At 43.6% G+C, this 17,840-nt stretch carries 18 protein-coding genes, 1 tRNA gene and 1 rRNA gene; 3 read left to right on the forward strand and 17 right to left on the reverse strand.

What is annotated here, in order from left to right:
• Position 1: 1 nt before the first annotated feature.
• The 4 genes from AC2Q9J_RS14625 to AC2Q9J_RS14640 form a co-directional block, all read right to left on the reverse strand.
• Positions 2-934, reverse strand: coding sequence for an ABC transporter ATP-binding protein (locus tag AC2Q9J_RS14625; RefSeq protein WP_499041044.1), 933 nt, complete (start codon positions 932-934; stop codon positions 2-4).
• A gap of 118 nt (positions 935-1,052) precedes the next feature.
• On the reverse strand, positions 1,053-1,685 hold the full coding sequence (locus tag AC2Q9J_RS14630) for a response regulator (RefSeq protein ID WP_499041045.1): 633 nt from the start codon (positions 1,683-1,685) through the stop codon (positions 1,053-1,055).
• On the reverse strand, positions 1,682-2,824 hold the full coding sequence (locus AC2Q9J_RS14635; RefSeq protein WP_499041046.1) for a sensor histidine kinase: 1,143 nt from the start codon (positions 2,822-2,824) through the stop codon (positions 1,682-1,684). Before AC2Q9J_RS14635 ends, AC2Q9J_RS14630 begins: the two co-directional genes overlap by 4 nt.
• A 168-nt stretch (positions 2,825-2,992) precedes the next feature.
• Complete coding sequence (locus tag AC2Q9J_RS14640; protein WP_499041047.1) at positions 2,993-3,838, reverse strand: DegV family protein; 846 nt, start codon at positions 3,836-3,838, stop codon at positions 2,993-2,995.
• A 250-nt stretch (positions 3,839-4,088) separates the two neighbouring features.
• Here AC2Q9J_RS14640 and AC2Q9J_RS14645 point away from each other — a divergent pair, with 250 nt between their 5' ends.
• The gene (locus tag AC2Q9J_RS14645) at positions 4,089-4,853 is read left to right on the forward strand and encodes an SDR family NAD(P)-dependent oxidoreductase (RefSeq protein ID WP_499041048.1); all 765 of its coding nucleotides are present in this window, start codon (positions 4,089-4,091) and stop codon (positions 4,851-4,853) included.
• A 395-nt stretch (positions 4,854-5,248) separates the two neighbouring features.
• Here AC2Q9J_RS14645 and AC2Q9J_RS14650 read toward each other — a convergent pair whose 3' ends face one another.
• From AC2Q9J_RS14650 to groES, 4 genes are all read right to left on the reverse strand, one after another.
• Positions 5,249-5,914, reverse strand: coding sequence for a hypothetical protein (locus AC2Q9J_RS14650; RefSeq protein WP_499041049.1), 666 nt, complete (start codon positions 5,912-5,914; stop codon positions 5,249-5,251).
• A 234-nt stretch (positions 5,915-6,148) separates the two neighbouring features.
• Complete coding sequence (locus tag AC2Q9J_RS14655; protein WP_499041050.1) at positions 6,149-6,880, reverse strand: hypothetical protein; 732 nt, start codon at positions 6,878-6,880, stop codon at positions 6,149-6,151.
• A 641-nt stretch (positions 6,881-7,521) separates the two neighbouring features.
• Complete coding sequence (gene groL / locus AC2Q9J_RS14660; RefSeq protein WP_499041051.1) at positions 7,522-9,150, reverse strand: chaperonin GroEL; 1,629 nt, start codon at positions 9,148-9,150, stop codon at positions 7,522-7,524.
• 164 nt (positions 9,151-9,314) lie between these two features.
• A complete protein-coding gene (groES, locus tag AC2Q9J_RS14665) occupies positions 9,315-9,599 on the reverse strand; it encodes a co-chaperone GroES (RefSeq protein ID WP_084242988.1) in 285 nt (94 codons plus the stop codon).
• A 196-nt stretch (positions 9,600-9,795) separates the two neighbouring features.
• Here groES and AC2Q9J_RS14670 point away from each other — a divergent pair, with 196 nt between their 5' ends.
• Entirely contained in the window at positions 9,796-10,614 is an 819-nt protein-coding gene (locus AC2Q9J_RS14670; protein ID WP_499041052.1) for a CPBP family intramembrane glutamic endopeptidase, read from the forward strand.
• A 63-nt stretch (positions 10,615-10,677) separates the two neighbouring features.
• Here AC2Q9J_RS14670 and tatC read toward each other — a convergent pair whose 3' ends face one another.
• The 3 genes from tatC to AC2Q9J_RS14685 all read right to left on the reverse strand — a co-directional run bounded on the left by tatC (position 10,678) and on the right by AC2Q9J_RS14685 (position 12,382).
• Entirely contained in the window at positions 10,678-11,448 is a 771-nt protein-coding gene (tatC, locus tag AC2Q9J_RS14675; protein ID WP_499041053.1) for a twin-arginine translocase subunit TatC, read from the reverse strand.
• 12 nt (positions 11,449-11,460) lie between these two features.
• Entirely contained in the window at positions 11,461-11,655 is a 195-nt protein-coding gene (locus AC2Q9J_RS14680; protein ID WP_112223307.1) for a twin-arginine translocase TatA/TatE family subunit, read from the reverse strand.
• A 91-nt stretch (positions 11,656-11,746) separates the two neighbouring features.
• Positions 11,747-12,382, reverse strand: coding sequence for a redox-sensing transcriptional repressor Rex (locus AC2Q9J_RS14685; RefSeq protein ID WP_499041054.1), 636 nt, complete (start codon positions 12,380-12,382; stop codon positions 11,747-11,749).
• A gap of 129 nt (positions 12,383-12,511) precedes the next feature.
• Between AC2Q9J_RS14685 and AC2Q9J_RS14690 the strand changes: the two genes are divergently transcribed.
• Entirely contained in the window at positions 12,512-14,452 is a 1,941-nt protein-coding gene (locus AC2Q9J_RS14690; RefSeq protein WP_499041055.1) for an ABC-F family ATP-binding cassette domain-containing protein, read from the forward strand.
• Positions 14,453-14,880: 428 nt separating this feature from the next.
• Here the strand turns inward: AC2Q9J_RS14690 and tsaD are convergent, their stop codons facing one another.
• The 6 genes from tsaD to rrf all read right to left on the reverse strand — a co-directional run.
• Positions 14,881-15,900, reverse strand: coding sequence for a tRNA (adenosine(37)-N6)-threonylcarbamoyltransferase complex transferase subunit TsaD (gene tsaD / locus AC2Q9J_RS14695; RefSeq protein ID WP_499041056.1), 1,020 nt, complete (start codon positions 15,898-15,900; stop codon positions 14,881-14,883).
• A complete protein-coding gene (gene rimI, locus AC2Q9J_RS14700; RefSeq protein ID WP_499041079.1) occupies positions 15,893-16,348 on the reverse strand; it encodes a ribosomal protein S18-alanine N-acetyltransferase in 456 nt (151 codons plus the stop codon). The genes tsaD and rimI overlap by 8 nt, the downstream gene beginning before the upstream one ends.
• Positions 16,348-17,040, reverse strand: a complete 693-nt coding sequence (tsaB, locus tag AC2Q9J_RS14705) for a tRNA (adenosine(37)-N6)-threonylcarbamoyltransferase complex dimerization subunit type 1 TsaB (RefSeq protein WP_499041057.1) — start codon at positions 17,038-17,040, stop codon at positions 16,348-16,350. Before tsaB ends, rimI begins: the two co-directional genes overlap by 1 nt.
• Entirely contained in the window at positions 17,037-17,489 is a 453-nt protein-coding gene (gene tsaE, locus AC2Q9J_RS14710; protein WP_499041058.1) for a tRNA (adenosine(37)-N6)-threonylcarbamoyltransferase complex ATPase subunit type 1 TsaE, read from the reverse strand. The genes tsaB and tsaE overlap by 4 nt, the downstream gene beginning before the upstream one ends.
• Positions 17,490-17,676: 187 nt before the next feature.
• A tRNA-Asp gene (locus AC2Q9J_RS14715) sits at positions 17,677-17,749 on the reverse strand.
• Positions 17,750-17,761: 12 nt separating this feature from the next.
• Positions 17,762-17,840: ribosomal RNA gene (rrf, locus tag AC2Q9J_RS14720) — 5S ribosomal RNA — on the reverse strand; the annotation flags it as partial.

The raw sequence follows: 17,840 nt of genomic DNA on the forward strand, positions 1-17,840 counted from the left end.
CTCAATCTCTCAGTTTTCGGCCAGTCAAATGCAGAAATACATCTTCAAGGCTTGGCGTCTGGACGTTAACGTTAATGATCTGGACATGATGACGTTCTGATGCCTGAAAAACTTTGTCCAGCACGCGGCTGCCTTTCGGAAGGATCAGCTTGATGCCTTTTTCTGTTTCAATCGCCTGTTTGATCGACTCGAAAGATTGCAGCTCTTTAAAGAACGCCGGATAAGGACGGTCCAATTCAATCCATACTGTTTCTTCGCTCGACAGGATGCTTTTCAACTCGTCTTTCGTGCCGCTGGCGATTATTTTGCCGTGGTCCATGATATAAACCCGGTCACAAAGCCGCTCCACTTCTTCCATATAGTGGCTTGTGTAAAGCACCGTCAACCCTTTTTCCTTGTTAAGCTTGCGGACCATCTCAAGAATGTGGCTGCGTGATTGAGGATCGATGCCGACCGTGGGTTCATCCATGATGATCACTTCAGGTTCATGCATCATAGCGGCGGCAATATTGACCCGGCGTTTCATTCCTCCGGAATAGGTTTTGACGATCTCTTTCTGCCGCTCCACCAATCCCACTAATTCCAACGAACGCTGAATAGCATCTTCCAGCCCTTTTCCTGTGAGCCCGTAAATCCTTCCAAAGAACTTCAGATTTTCATATGCCGACAATTCCGCGTACAACGCGATTTCCTGCGGCACGACACCCAGTACAAGCCTCATGTCAGTTGGGTTCTTAATGACACTTTTGCCGTTCAGCCGGACATCTCCGGAAGTCGGCTTCATTAAAGTCGAAATCATGGAAATCGTCGTCGATTTTCCAGCTCCGTTCGGACCCAGCAAACCGACTGATTCGCCTTTATCGATATAGAGGCTGGCTCCTTCCACTGCCGTCTTGCCTTTGAACACTTTCTTCAACTCTTCGGTTTCAAGCATGCTCTCCTTCTCCTTTCAATCTCCGTTCCATTAAGTTCAGTGTATGTAAAAAAAGACAGTGCTCCCACTGTCTTGCGTCATAACTTTCATCAATAAACATGACCTCCGTCACATGGATTTAAACCAGTCCATGGCGGATGGCGTAAATCGCGATCTGTGTGCGGTCCCGCAGTTCAAGTTTATCGAGAATGATGCTGATATGATTTTTCACTGTGCCGACTGACAACGCCAATTCATCGGAAATTTCGCGATTGCTGCGCCCTTCCCCGATCCGGCATATAATATCCAATTCCCTTGGTGTCAAAGAGTCATCCGCTTTCCCCTGAGTTGTCCCTTTCATTAATTTCGGCAGAATATTGGCTGCCACCTGATCTTCAAGCACCAAACCGCCTTCAAGGCAGCTATGGATTGAACGGATCAACTCTGACGTATCAGCATCCTTTAGCAAATACCCACAAGCCCCGCTTTTCAGCGCTTCCAATGCGTATTCATCGTCATTGAAAGTGGTTAAAATCAGTACTTTGCTCTCCGGACGCCGCGACAGGATGATCCGTGCAGCTTCCAAACCGTCCATCACCGGCATTCGGATATCCATAATGATCAAGTCGAACGCCTGGCTTTCACATAACGCCACCGCTTCTTTGCCGTTTACAGCTTCGCCCGTCACCTGAATTCCCTTATCTGTTTCAATCATCATCCTCAAGCCTTGCCGCACCATTGCCTGGTCTTCGGCCAATAACACTCGAATCATCCCAAATCACTCTCCTTAACGATTAAAGGAAGCGAACCTTTTACGACGAATAAACCATTTTCCGGTCCCGCCTTGAATTCGCCGCCTGCCTGCTCGACACGCTCCCTCATTGAAGACAATCCGAAACCTTCACGGAACGTGGAAGTATCTTCGGTTTTATTGCTTACCGTGAAACGGAAAATACTTCCCCCTGGTGCTTCAAACACAATCTCCGCTTCCCGCGCCGAACTGTGCCGCATTACATTCGTCAGCGCTTCCTGCACCGCCCGGTACACAATCACCATCTGCTCATTGCCAAGCGGCGCGGACAAAGCGCCGTGCTTAACCGCAAATTGGATGCGCAGAAAACTTTCCGCCTCCAGTTTACGGATCAAGCCGATAATGGCGGTAACTCCACCTGCTTCGTCATGTTTCAAAGTTTTCACAGCGCTTCGCGTTTCTTCCAGGCTTTCTTTCGCCAACGCTTTCAAATCCCCCAACTGTCCAGCAGCATCGCCATCCGCCTGCAGCCGGAACACTTCAAGCTGCATCAACAGCGCCGTCAGCTTATGCCCTACCGAATCATGGATATCCCGGGCAATCTGCGTCCGATCTTCCTGCCGCGCCGCCTGCTCATCCGTCAGCAAGCGCCGTTTCATCTTGCGGTATTCACTCAATAACGCCTCATTGCGTTCCTGCAACTCATCCTCCAATATGTAACTTCTTTTGAAAAACAATAAGGCTGCACTATGCAATAAAGCATAAAGCAATATGAAGAATGGCGATATTCCTGAATCTCCGGCCAAGCTATGGAGCAAAGCACCGGCCAATAAAACGAGACCTATCACAATAGCGCCTTTCACTGACAGCCTGTACACCGCTTTACCTGCGATAATCGGAAAAATCAGCAGCGGATAAAGGTTCAGCGCTGTTCCCGGTGCCGGCCAGAAAATCCAAATTGATAATACAGCCATGCCCAATAAATTCAGCAAGGCTAAAACCGGCATCCTTTTCAGCAAAGGCATCAGGAAAAACAGTCCGAAAAATAGTGCACTTCCGAAAATGCGCAACGGCAATTCAGTGATGTCTATCGATAATTGAATGAGCCCCATCGTCCAGGCCACCCCCAGTATTAAAACCCAAAACCAGTACGACCGCATGCTTCACTCTCCTCCCGCCACAACTTTCATTTCTTTATGGTTTCTATACTACGTCATTAAAATTCGATTATCACCATGTTATTTACGAAATATTCTTTCAGTACGTTTCATAGAAAACAAAAAAAAGCGATTCGACAATTTAGTATTGTCGAATCGCCTCTTTATATTTTATTTAGCCAGCCAGCTCAAACCAGTAGTTCCTTCGCCCGCATATACGCCAACGCACACACTGAGCTGCACCACTTCCACTTTTAAATCCGGAAATTCCTGGAGAAGCTCTTTCTTCCAAGTTTCAGCGTCAGCGGCGTTATTGCAGTGAATAGCCGCCACTTCGGTCACGGTGCCGGCAGTCATATCCGCGCGAAGCGTTTCAGTCACATTGTTTTTAGCCCGCTTATTCGAACGCACTTTTTCCTTCATGACGGTCACCCCATCCACAAAAGTAATGACCAGTTTAATATTCAAGATGTTACTCAGGAAATTCTGCGTGCCGGAAACACGTCCGCTCTTGTGCAATTGGTTCAGGCTTGAAGGAATAAAAGATAAGTGGGCTTTAGGTGTCATTTCATTCAGAGCCGCAACCACTTCTTCAACTTCTTTCCCGTTTTCCAAGAGTTCATCTCCGGCTTCAATCATCTTGACCATCGGGAAAGAACCGATTTTCGAATCGATGGGATAAACTTTTAAGCCTGTCATTTTCACAGCTGACTGGGCGCTTTCAAAAGTACCCGAAAGTCCGCTGGATAAATGCAGTGCGATCGCCGAATCGTAGCCTTCTGCTTCTAATTTCTCGTATAAAGCAAGCATCTCGCCGATTGCCGGCTGTGAAGTTTTCGGTGAGGTTTTAGCGACACGCAATTTATCGTAAAATTCTTCTTGTGTAAGATCGATTGATTCTCTATATGTTCCATCGGAAAATACAACACTGAGGGGCAGGACATAAACATCATGTTTTTGGATGAATGCGTCATCCAGCTGTGCAGCTGTATCCGTAATCCAAGCTATTTTTTTCATTAGATAAATCTCCTTTTCAGTCAGAGTCCCTTCAGGAACCATCTGTCGACTATCGCTAATTTACAGTATCGAACAGCGCGAGGATAGTGACAGCTGTCATATTAGGAGAAAAATTCAGACTGGCTGACATAATGTGAACATATTTCATTCACCTGAGGAATCGCAGGCCCTTCTCACAACATTTGCTTTCCGGATAAAGTTAACAGTACGATAGCTGTGTATCATAAAAAATTTCACTGGAGGAATTCTTATGAAATACACCGTCATTACAGGAGCCAGCTCAGGTATCGGATATGAAACCGCGTTAGCTTTTGCGGCACGGAATAAAAACCTCATTCTCGTTGCAAGACGTGAAGCGCAGCTGGGTGAATTGAAAGAAGCCATCCAAGACATCAATGCTGAACTGGATGTCGTCATCAAACCCGCAGATCTTTCCGAAAGTGAACAAGTCCATAAGCTGTATGACAGCCTCAAAGACTATGACATTGAAACCTGGGTCAATAACGCCGGCTTCGGAAACAGCGCGCCTGTTGCCGAGCAGGATGTTAGGAAAATCGAAAAGATGCTCCGTGTAAATGTTGAAGCGCTCACCACCCTCTCCACGCTCTACGCACGTGATTATTCCAATAAAGAAGGTGCACAATTAATTAACGTCTCGTCTGACTTGGGCTACCGGATCGTACCGAATGCCGTGTCTTATGCCGCTACCAAGTTCTATGTGAGCGCCTTTACAGAAGGGCTCGCCCAGGAATTGCAGGATCATGACTCACCCATGAAAGTGAAAATACTGGCACCCTCCATGACGGAAACGGAATTTGTAAAAACCGCCCGTGAGCTGGACGACTTCAGCTACAGTGACAATGTCCAAAAATACCACACCGCAAAAGAAATGGCCCAATTCATGCTGGATCTTTATGATAGCGAGAAGACGATTGGAAAAGTGAACAGTGACAGCTATGACTTCGAATTGATGGATCCTATTTTCCCTTATGTTTCGAAGCGGACAGCTAAGTAATTTAATTTTTCTCCATGAAAAAACTCCTCCCACTATGTGAGAGGAGTTTTCTTTATGGTTGAGCGAGATTACATCATACCGTCCATTGACTTAACAGTTTTTTGGCGTTTTTCCTTCTATTAAATACCGCTTTTTTTCCCATTAAATCAGCATCGTTTTTTATACTTCATTATAAATAATCATTTCATTATTGCCGGATTGTTGCCTTACAGAAAAAGAAGAGTCTTTAATTTCCTTATACACAAATCGAATACCAACTTTTCTAAGAATTTAAAAAGTATTAATGTGCAATGCCTTGTATCCTATAGTAACTCTTAGAAATAAATATTCTTTTTTCATATTTGCTTTGTAAGTTTTATGAGTACAAAATTGTTATCTTTGGTGTATGTTTTATTCTAATAATCACCAAGTCTATGTTTCATAGCAATCCTTAAATTGGTTAACTCTTCTGTCATATTTATAACTATGGACATCGGACTTGGTTTAGGTTTATATATCCCCTCAAGTCGATTAAACAATTTACTTTGTCTACGCTTAGTAGAATAATTTTCCCACTTTGCAAGAAAACCTATACCAGGAATACCTAGCAATACACCTAATAGACCTGTTGATAAATTATTTCCTAACTTCTCTTTCATAGTTAATCTTTGTTGCAATTTGCTAGGGTTATATACTAAAGGATCATATAATATATTTCCTGCAGGCGTAATTACAAACTCACAAAAAGCTAAAATATACCACCATGAAAAAGTAACCGTGTCTCCATTTTTAGTTTTATTATAAGGGGAAAATGCTTCCCATAACTTTACTGCCCCTATACATCCTTCATCAACATCTTTACGAATTTCCAGTTTTACACTATCTTCATTAACATATTGAAAAAAAGATGTAATTTTCACTTTCCAATTCCATGTAATATAGCTGGAAATGTCTTCATCCTTCAACAGTATAGGAAATAACTTTTCTTCCCATTCCACCATTAATTTCATCATTTCCTTCGATTTCTCACCATTAAGATTCATTCTTTTAACCATATGCATATATCTATATCTATCTCCCAAGAAAATATCCCCTTTATTGACTTAGCAGTTTTTTGGTGTTTTTCCTTCTATGTATATACAACGTTTTTCGGCATAAAATCAATGTTCCTTTTCATAGTTCATTTTATCAAGTCATTTCATTATTGCCAAATTGTTGCCTTTTATGTTTACTAGTTTGGGGATACTAATACATATGTGATAAAAGCATGCACTTATAGTAAATTGATTAAGATCCTACTAGAGAGGTTTTCTTATTTACGAGTTTTTATGCATGTTGCTATAAGCTTTCAATTTAGTTGTAACTTCAAAAATATTTACAACTTCCTTTTGAAGATGTTCATTGTAAAGATATTGATGATTCGTTCCATTTTCATAGATTTCCGATATCATAAAGAACATTTCAAAACTTTTTACTAAGTTAAATAGGTCAATTAAAGTTTCTTGTTCTACAACATGCTGTATTTTTAAAATTCTATTTAGAGTTCCATCTACTTTTTTTTCCAAATACTCTGCGGCTTCGCTCCATTTATTAAAATCTACTGTTAGTATATGGAGATTCGAACTACCGTGAGCTGGTGTAAGAGGTGGAAGCATTGGAATAGCCTGTGAACCTCCCGGTGTTACTGGATTAGCATTCAAATTTACTGGTAGTTTATTCAATAGATCATATACGTCTTTATCTACACTACTTAAATTAACAGTAACTCCAGATTTAGACTTAAGCCTAACGGTAAACTCATGGCAGATTCCCCATAAATCGCTTAGCTCTTTATTAATAACAGACTCAAATTTCTTTTTAGTTTTTTTAAGTGGATAGTATTCATGAACAGTAAAAAAGATGAATGCTGCTATATAAGATAATGAAAGACCTTGGAAAAGAATCCCTAAATTATAGTGCCATACTTCTTCCGCAGGAATTAATAAAAGAAATTGATGTGCGATTACAATAATAACAGCACATGCTAAAAACATATAGAAAATTGCCATGGGAATCACTCTCTTTGCGATTTGATTGTTATAAGAAATATTTACTTTTAATAAATTGATTACTTCTACTTTAAAAGTGTACTTTAAAAGCAGGAATGTGACTACCCCTCCTTATGATGAGACATCCTATAATTTATTGAACCTATATTTTGTGTCAAAAAAAAGCGACTCGGTTAAAAGTCGCCTTCCTTGTTACTTATTATGATCGCTGGCGGTATTGATTTGATAAGTTAATACGCTGGTTTCATCATTTGAAATATCATTAATGATACATACATCATTCTGACCTCCCCCCCATTTAACGCTTCCTCATACTCTTCAGGGCTATCAAAGAAATGCGCCTTACTATCTAACCCCCTGTCCTTCACCCGCTTCTCAAAGGCTCTCAACTGGTTTAGTGTACTCAACCTATTACCTCTTTTCTAATGCGCTGAATTTCGTTTAAGCCATATTTAGGAGTTACTTTCTGACTGGCCATATCCCGGAACACTTGAGCAATGGCTGACTGCATCCGTTCCGGGGCATGGGCTTTGAAAATGAGTAAAAATAATTTCATTGTTGCCTTTTTGTTGCCTTCCTCATATAAAAATGGGTAAAAAAATCCCCGAAACCCTGATTTAACAAGGTTTACGGGGTTTTTATTACATCATGCCGCCCATGCCGCCCATATCAGGCATGCCGCCGCCGTTGTTTTCTTCCGGAATGTCAGCTACTACTGCTTCTGTAGTCAGGAACATAGCCGCAACGGATGCTGCGTTTTGCAGTGCAGAACGGGACACTTTAGTTGGATCGACGATGCCTTCGTCAAGCATATTGACCCAAGTGCCGTTTGCTGCGTTGAAGCCGATGCCGACTTCTTCGGATTTCAGGCGGTGAACGATGATTGATCCTTCAAGGCCTGCGTTTGTCGCGATTTGGCGAACCGGCTCTTCAAGTGCGCGAAGAACGATCTTAACGCCTGTCGCCTCGTCGCCTTCTGTTGATTCAAGAATTTCTGCGACGTTATTGTAAACATTGATATACGCTGTACCGCCGCCTGCCACGATGCCTTCTTCAACCGCTGCGCGAGTTGCGTTCAACGCGTCTTCAATGCGAAGTTTGCGTTCTTTCAATTCTGTTTCAGTAGCCGCTCCGACTTTGATGACTGCTACGCCGCCTGAAAGTTTAGCAAGGCGTTCCTGCAATTTCTCTTTGTCAAATTCAGAAGTTGTTTCTTCCAACTGGCTGCGGATTTGCGTAACGCGCGCCACGATGTTCTGTGGATCTCCAGCGCCTTCAACGATTGTTGTGTTTTCTTTTGTAACAACAACTTTCGCCGCACGTCCAAGCTGTGCAATGTTCGTTGTTTTCAATTCAAGTCCAAGGTCTTCCGTGATCACTTCAGCGCCAGTCAACGCTGCGATATCTTCAAGCATCGCTTTGCGGCGGTCACCGAATCCAGGTGCTTTAACCGCTACTGCATTGAATGTACCGCGGAGTTTATTGACCACCAAAGTAGCCAATGCTTCGCCTTCAACATCTTCAGCGATGATCAATAAAGGCTTGCTTTGCTGAACAACTTGCTCAAGCACTGGTAGGATTTCCTGGATGTTGCCGATTTTCTTGTCAGTGACAAGGATGAACGGATTATCAAGAACCGCTTCCATTTTATCTGAATCCGTCACCATATAAGGAGACTGGTAACCGCGGTCGAATTGCATACCTTCCACTACGTCAAGCTCTGTAGTGAAGCCGCGTGATTCTTCCAAAGTGATGACGCCGTCGTTACCGACGCGCTCCATCGCTTCAGCGATCAGTTTACCTACTTCAGCATCGCCGGACGAAATCGCTGCAACCTGTGCAATCGACTCTTTACCTTCGATTTGCTGAGAAACGGATTTCAAGCCTTCAACCGCTTTTTCAACTGCCAATTCGATGCCGCGGCGTATGCCCACAGGGTTCGCGCCAGCTGTAACGTTTTTCAAGCCTTCACGGATCATTGCCTGCGCAAGAACTGTCGCAGTTGTTGTTCCGTCACCAGCGATGTCATTTGTTTTAGAAGCAACTTCAGCCACGAGTTTCGCACCCATGTTTTCAAAAGCGTTCTCAAGTTCGATTTCTTTTGCGATCGTTACACCGTCATTCGTAATAAGTGGTGAACCGAATTTTTTCTCAAGCACAACATTGCGCCCTTTTGGCCCAAGCGTAACTTTTACCGCATCCGCCAATTTATCTACACCCTGCAGCATGAGGGTACGTGCATCTTCACTGAACTTAATCTCTTTTGCCATGTTTAGCTTCCTCCTATATCAAACTGAATTTTATCGTTTATCCCGTATTAACGGTCAGTAAGACTCCCACTTTTCCAAGCGAGAAATCAACTGACCGTAAAAACCCGATTGGATCAACTAACAATCAGTGTGATGAAGTAACTCCCACTGAATGAAGTTTCTCTTTAGCCAATTACTGCTAAAATGTCGTTTTCGCGCAAGATCAAATACTCTTTGCCTTCGTATTTCAATTCAGATCCTGCATATTTTGAGAAGATTACGCGGTCGCCTTCTTTAACATCCAGCTCCGTGCGTGCGCCGTTTTCGCGGATCAAGCCATTTCCTACCGCGATGACATTGCCTTCCTGCGGTTTTTCCTGAGCCGATCCCGGCAATACAATCCCGCTTGAAGTTTTTTCTTCCGCTTCGATGAGTTCAATGATAACTCGGTCTCCTAATGGTCTTAACAATTGAAACACCCTCCTCTGAATAAGTAAATGCAATTATTAGCACTCTCACTCTTCGAGTGCTAACCCATTTCCAAGTTTAATAAAAACAAAGAATATTTGCAAGCGGGAAGGTTAGAACCTTTTAATTTCTTTGCGCTATTTTTTTCAAACCACTACAATAGAAAAGAGATCTGTAAACGAAAGGAATTATGTATACATGGCCAACAAGAAAAATCCTTTGATAGATACATTCTTCAAAAATTCCGGAACCAAAACAAAAGGGAAGAAAACTAAAAAGACTTCATTGTATGTGCTGCTTATTTTCATCGCCATCCAATTATCTCCCGTGCTGTTCATCAACTCCACATATGATTACTTCATCGGCCAGGGAATGGAACCTGATATAGCCCAGGCGGCAACTTCCGGCTGGCTGATTTTCCTAGCCATGGGCATCGGCTTTGCCATAGCCCTCATCGTTGTTTTCCGCGATAAGAAGTTCTTCGATATCTGGAAAGGCAAAAAGCTGAATATCGGCTGGGCAATCCTTTGGGGCTTCTTCGGTTTCCTCCTGCTGATCATCGGGCAATCCCTCGCTGCATTAATCGAACTTGCCATCGGCATTGACCCTGGATCTGAAAACACATCCAATCTGGTAAGCATCGCTGAAGTTGTGCCAGCCGCCATTTTTGCTGTCGTCCTTTTTGGACCGGTTATGGAAGAACTCGTTTTCCGCCGCGTCATTTTCGGTTCTCTGATTCAGACAACGAATTTCTGGATTGCCACAGCTGTCAGCGCCCTGGTTTTCGCAGCCGTCCACCTGGAATTCACGCACCTTCTGCTGTATTTCACGACTGGTCTGATTCTGGCGTTCCTGTACAAGAAAACGAAAAGCATACTGACTCCAATCATCGCCCATATCCTGCTGAACGGCTACGTTATGCTCATCCAGCTGAATATGGACAAAATCAACCGCTTCATCGAACGGATGGAACAATTGGAACAGATCCAATTCATCACCCAAATTTTCTTCAGATAAACAAAGCCCGGCTGCACTTAGCAGTCGGGCTTTTAACGTAATAAAATAAAAACCCTTCAGAGTTTATTCCCCTGAAAGGCCTTGTTGTTGTTCTTCGATTGCCTGCTGCTGTTCGGCTTTCAAAAACTTGCGATAACCGATTTTCGCGATGACAATACTGAATTCATATAATAGGATCAATGGCAGCGTCACGATGAGATGCGAGATGATATCCGGCGGTGTGATAAATGCCGCGATAACCACCAGGATGAAATACGCGTACTTACGGTATTTCGTCATCAGCATCGGCGTAATAATTCCAAGCCTGGTCAGAAACAGCATCAGCACCGGCAACTGGAAAATGAAGCCGAATGGCAAGGTGATCTGGAACAGGAACTGGAAGTATTCATTGATTCCGATTGTTTCCTGTATAGAAAGATTGTCGGAAATGTTCAGCATAAAGCCGATTACATAAGGGAACAGCACCAAATAGGAAAAGGCGATTCCGCCGACAAACAGCAATAGTGAAAACGGAATATAACTTAATGTTGCCCGCCGTTCTTTATCATGCAGCCCGGGACTGATGAAAGCCCAGAAATGATACATGATCACTGGTGAAGTGATGAACAGCGCAAGAATCATCATGACCTGCATATAAATCTTCAACGGGTCTGTTATCTTGAAGGCATTCAATGTCAGATTTTTCGCTTCCTCTGTAAACTGCAGATAGTTAATCAGCGGCTGAGCAAGAAAAAAGCTGGCAATGACGGCCAATAGAAAGAAAACGACTATAATCGTCAGCCGTTTTCTCAATTCACCTATATGTTCAACTAATGTCATATCTTTTTCATTCATCGGATTAACATCCTATCGTAGTTCTTTTTGCTCTTCTTTCTTCTTTGTTGAAACGTCATCGTCGTCATCATCAACAAGCCCTTTAGTGGCATTCTTGAATTCGCGCAGAGAAGAACCGAACGCTTTACCCAATTCCGGCAATTTCTTCGGCCCGAAAATCAATAATGCTACAACTGCAATAACGATCAAACTTAGTGGACCTGGCATAATTGACACCTCCTGTAGTATGCGTCTTATTTTACAGCATCTGTAACGCTTTGGCTATTTCCTTGGACTCTGCAAATGTGAAGATTTTAAGTCATGTTTGCTTGATCAAATAGATCAGCGTCTGCAGTTCAACGGACAAATCGATTGTCTGCACATGGATGTGCTCGGGAACCGCGATGCGTACCGGTGTAAAGTTCAAAATCCCTTTGATGTTCGTGATGGCCAGGCGATCGGTGACTTCCTGGACAGAGCGCGATGGCACCGTCAAAATGACCACCTCGACGCCATATTCCTTGATTTTCTCTTCGATCATATCGGGATGATACGTATCGATGCCACTGATTTTTTCACCTTCATGCGGGCTGTTCGAGTCGAAAGCAAGAATGATTTTCGTATTATGGTTCCGGTGGAAATTGTATTTCAAAAATGCGTTTCCGAGACTGCCGACACCGATCAGCGCAACGTTTGTCGCTTCGTCCTGGTCCAGCGTCTTACGGAAAAATTCGAGCAGCTCCTGAACATCATAGCCGTAGCCTTTTTTGCCGAGAGCGCCCAGTTGGGAGAAATCCCTCCTGATGGTTGCCGAATCTATCTTCATCGCTTCGCTCAATTCCTGTGATGAGATCCTCTTCTGTCCGGCATTGGCGAAATTCTGAAGGAAACGATAATAAAGCGGAAGCCTTTTGGTAGTGGCTTGCGGAATTTTGGATGTTGGTTCCTGTAACATGCAATGTTACCTCCTGGGTCGTGTCAAATCGCCTTTATCTTACATTAGGCGGCCCGATATGTAAAGGTCCGGCCGATTGCGAAGCCCGCTTCTATCGGCTACACTTAGAGAGAATAGAGGTGACCCAAAATGATCGTTTTACAAGTAAACCAAATCCATAAATCGTTCGGAGCAGAGAAAATTCTCTCCGGCGTTAAATTAGAAGTCCAGCACAGGGACCGGGTCGCTCTTGTCGGCCGCAACGGCGCAGGCAAATCGACGCTGCTGAAAATTATTTCCGGGGAAATGTCTTATGACAGCGGCGACATCACCATGCCGAAAGACCTTACTGTCGGCTATCTCGAACAGCAGTCAAAACTCGAATCCGATATGACCGTATGGGACGAAATGATGACCATCTTCAGCGGTTTCCGCGAACAGGAACAGCAATTGCGCCGGCTCGAGGAACAAATGGCCGTTCCCGCTGTCTACAACAATCAGGAAATAAATGAAAAAGTGATGCAGGAATACGACGCTCTTCAGCATGCTTTCAAAGATGCCGGCGGCTATCAATATGAAGCAGATACCCGTGCCATTTTGCACGGCATGAAATTCTATCCTGATGATTATGGCAAAAAAGTGGTTTCATTGTCAGGCGGTCAGAAAACACGCCTGATGCTCGCCAAACATCTGCTGACGAAGCCACAGCTATTGATCCTCGATGAGCCGACCAACCATCTGGACATCGAAACGTTAAGCTGGCTTGAGAATTATTTGAAGAATTATCCCGGCGCGATTTTAGTCGTGTCACATGACCGCTACTTCCTGGACCAGGTCGTCAATATCGTCTATGAGGTTTCACGCCATCAGGTACGGAAATTCACCGGCAACTACAGCCGTTACCTCGACGAAAAGGCAAAACAGTACGAGCTGGATCAGAAGCAGTTCGAAAAGCAGCAAAGCGAAAAAGCGAAGCTCGAAGATTATGTAGCCCGCAACCTGGTCCGCGCCTCAACGACCAAAATGGCTCAAAGCCGTCGCCGTGTGCTCGAAAAAACCGATTGGATGGAAGCGCCAGACGGCAATGAAAAATCAGCGCGCTTCGGTTTTACAATCGCCAAACAAAGCGGCAACGATGTACTTAATGTCCGTGATTTGAAAATCGGCTACAGCGGCAAGCCTGTCTCCGAAAACATCAATTTGAAGCTGTACCGCCAGGAAAGCCTTGCGCTCGTCGGCCCGAATGGTGTCGGCAAATCGACGTTCCTAAAAACGATCATGAAAGAGATTCCCCCCCTTAATGGCGATATCCATTACGGTACGGGCATCCAATTCGGCTATTATGATCAGGAACAGGCAAACCTGAAAGGCAATAAACTGGTATTAAACGAGTTATGGGACGATTATCCGATGGTCAACGAAAAAGATATCCGCGGCATTCTCGGCCGTTTCCTGTTCTCAGGCGACGATGTGCTGAAACCTGTTTCATCCCTTTCCGGCGGCGAGAAGGCTCGAGTAGCTCTCGCGAAACTGATGATGCAAAAAGCGAATGTTTTATTGCTCGACGAACCGACCAACCATTTGGACCTCGACAGCAAAGAAGTTCTTGAAAACGCGTTGCTCGACTACCCCGGCACCATCCTTTTCGTATCCCACGACCGCTATTTCATGAACCGCATTTCCACAAAAGTGGTTGAATTGATGAAGGAAGGTACGACCGAATACCTTGGCGATTACGATTATTATGTAGAGAAGAAGCTGGAAACAGAAGAATTGAAAGCATTGGAAGAAGCCGAAAACCCTTCTATTATCAATAAACCGGAAACTGCCACTTCCACCTCACAAATTGATAAGGAAGCAAAAAAACTGGAACGCCAATTGACGCGCCAGCTCGAAGAAGTGGAGCAGGATATGGAAAAACTGGATTTGCAAATTGCTGAAACAGAAGAGCAATTCACCGACCCTGAAATTTTCCAGGATCATGAACGCCTCCTTCCCCTGCAGCAGCATTTGGAAGAACTCAAAGGACAGCACGAAGAAACAATGGCATTATGGCTTGAATTGCAGGAAAAACTTGAACAATTGAGTTAATGACCGTATACTTTTGTATACGGTTTTTCTTTGTCCATATCTTGGTCAATACCCTTTTGCAAAATATTTGTTTCCACAAAGTTGTGCACATCACTTCTCCTTTAATATCAACTATCAACAGGGTTATGCACATTATCCACAATTAATAAAAATGTTATCCACATAATATACTGCTATATGGTACACAAGATATAGGAAATCACCAAGTTATTCTCGACTTACAAACAGCTTACTAACAAATTGTGCATAAGTACAAATGTTCTCTATTGACAGATTTCGAGTGATTTGTTTATAAAAAGTGGATAAGTCTATGGAATTTTCGCATTTTTTCATTAAGTGTCCAATTTCCAGCTTACTTATGCACAAATAAAAAAGCTCTTTATCCTTTTTGTGGATAAAGAGCTTTTTTGTATTTATTTATTAACATCTTAGATCCAAGAAGCCATTTCCATTCCCGGACGGCCGTTCATAGCCATATTTCCGCGGATTCCTTTTTCAAACATCACTGTACCAGCAGCTGCAATCATTGCCGCATTATCTGTGCATAATTTCAAAGGCGGGATAAAGAAAGGAATTCCTTTCTCAGCAAATTCTTTTTCCAATGAAGCACGCAAGCCTTTATTGGCTGCTACTCCCCCCGCCGCAATCACTTGCCGAACCTTGTATTGATCAGCTGCCCGCAAGGTTTTGGACGTAACTACTTCGACCACACTATTTTGGAATCCGGCAGCCACATCTTCAGGTCTCACCTGATCTCCGCGCTGCGCCGCATTGTGCATATAATTCAATACCGAAGATTTCAAACCGCTGAAACTGAAATCGTAAGTGCCTTCTTCCAGCCACACACGCGGAAAATTGACCGGGTTAGTGCTTTCATGCGCCAAACGGTCAATATGAGGGCCTCCTGGATACGGGAGGTTCAACGTACGCGCCACTTTATCATACGCTTCCCCTGCTGCATCGTCCCGGGTTTCCCCAATGACTTCAAAATGGCCATGTTCCTTCATATATACCAATTCTGTATGGCCACCCGAAATCACTAGAGCAAGTAGAGGAAACTCCATTTCCTGCGCAAGCCGGTTGGCATAGATATGGCCTGCTATATGATGCACTCCGATTATCGGCAATTGATGGGCAAAAGCAAAAGCTTTAGCTGCATTTACGCCAATCAATAAAGCACCGACTAATCCTGGCCCTTCTGTTACCGCTACAGCACTTAATTGCGCCGGAGTCATTTCTGCCTGGTGCAAGGCTTCTTCAATCACCAATGTAATCTGTTCGACATGGTGTCTTGAAGCGATTTCCGGTACAACTCCACCAAAGCGCTTATGGCTTTCAATTTGTGAAGCGACAACGTTGGAGATGATTTCTGTACCGTTTTTTACTACAGACGCAGCGGTTTCATCACAACTTGTCTCTATTCCCAAAACATAGATATCTTCATTCATCAAAATTCACCCACATCACTATGGCATCCTCAAAATTATCCGAGTAATAACTCTTCCGGATACCTCCATTTTTAAATCCAAGTTTTTCATAAAGATTTCGTGCAATAGTATTGCTTACTCTTGCTTCAAGCGTCATCGTTTTAGCGCCATTTTCCTTCGCCGTTTCCATCGCTGCAATCATAAGTTTCTCACCCAATTTTTTGCCGCGCTGTTCTGGCCGAATAGCGATATTCGTAACATGACATTCATCCATGACAATCCATAAGCCGCAAAAACCGACGATTCCATGGGCTGTTTCAGCCAATACATAATATGCATGCCTGTTTTCGATCATTTCATAATGGAAAGCTTCTTTTGTCCATGGCAAAGAAAAGGATAGATGCTCTATCTCAAATACAGCATCCACATCATTGACTGTCATTTTGCGAAAAGTCACTTCTTCGCTCATCATTCTCCGCCGCCTTGTGCCTTAATATAATTTGCTTCCGCTTCAGTAATCCGACGATATTCAGGGACCGCATGATGAACATCCTTTTCAGCTGATTTTTTCGCCAGCATAATCAGGTTCGAAGCCCGCGGCAAGCGGTTCTGATGTGCTGCAAAAACAGCCTGATCTCCAAGAACCTCGCGGATTGCTTCCTTATGAATTTCAATATCCATCCCCACAAATAATACGGGACGTCCCATATCTTTTAATTGGGGAAGGAATTCTCTTACATCAGTGTGCTGATCAGGAATTACCGACTTTAAGCTTTCACCGTCATAAGCACCCAAAAAGGCGGTGCCTCTTCTTGCATCAATTAACGGACATATTATTCCGTTAAAAAATTGTCCATTTGCTGCTAGTACTTTTAAGCTCGACACCATGTGCAAGGGGATTTTTAGCGACCAGGCCAACGTTTTGGCAATTGTAAGACCGATACGCACGCCAGTATAAGATCCTGGGCCTTCCGCAACAGCAATGTGAGTCAGTTGCGATGGATTAACCTTTGCTTTTGCCATTAAATCTTCTACAGCAGGCATTGCAGTCAACGAATGGTTTATTTTAAGATTCGATGTTTCTTCTATCAGAATGGTATCATCTTTCGCCAACGCAATACTTAATGGCGAATTTGATGTGTCAATTCCCAAGTAAATCATGGCATTATCTCCTTGCATAGAGTTTCATAACGCTGTCCAAGCGGATGTAATTGAATAGAACGGCTTTCTTCCGTTAGACGGTCTATCGTGATTTCCAGGCGTTCACCTGGTAAATAATCTTCTATAAATTGCGCCCATTCGACAACAGAAACTGCTTCACTGGCGAATAATTCATCAAAACCGATGTCTTCATCACTGTTTTCTAAGCGGTAGACATCAAAATGGTTCAGTTCAAGATTACCTGAATACTGTTTTAAAATGGTGAAAGTTGGACTGTTAACCATCTTTTTTATTCCAAGACCTTTCGCCAGTCCTTTAGTAAACGTTGTTTTACCTGCCCCAAGGCCGCCTTCAAGCGTCAATAAATCGCCCGGCTCCAGTTTTCCAGCTAATTTTACAGCAAACGCTTCCGTTTCTTCTGGAGAATTTACTTCTATAGTATAAGTCATTCCTTGTCACCTCTATTGAGTCTTAACATAGTTTAGCGAAGATACCGCGGTAAATCAAAATATATTATTCGCATCACTCAGTTGTTTTGAAGTTCTGAAGTTTTGTATTCTTAAATTAATTAAAGTTTATTTATTGCTTTTGGACAAAAAAAATAAACACAGCGGCTTGGCTGTGTTTATCATAAGACGGTCCCGACCGGGATCGAACCGGCGATCTCCTGCGTGACAGGCAGGCATGTTAACCGCTACACCACGGGACCATAAAAAAATCAGACCAGCGACGTCCTACTCTCACAGGGGGAGATCCCCCAACTACCATCGGCGCAAAAGAGCTTAACTGCCGTGTTCGGG

This window comes from Planococcus sp. RAB007_Raresut, assembly GCF_057369535.1.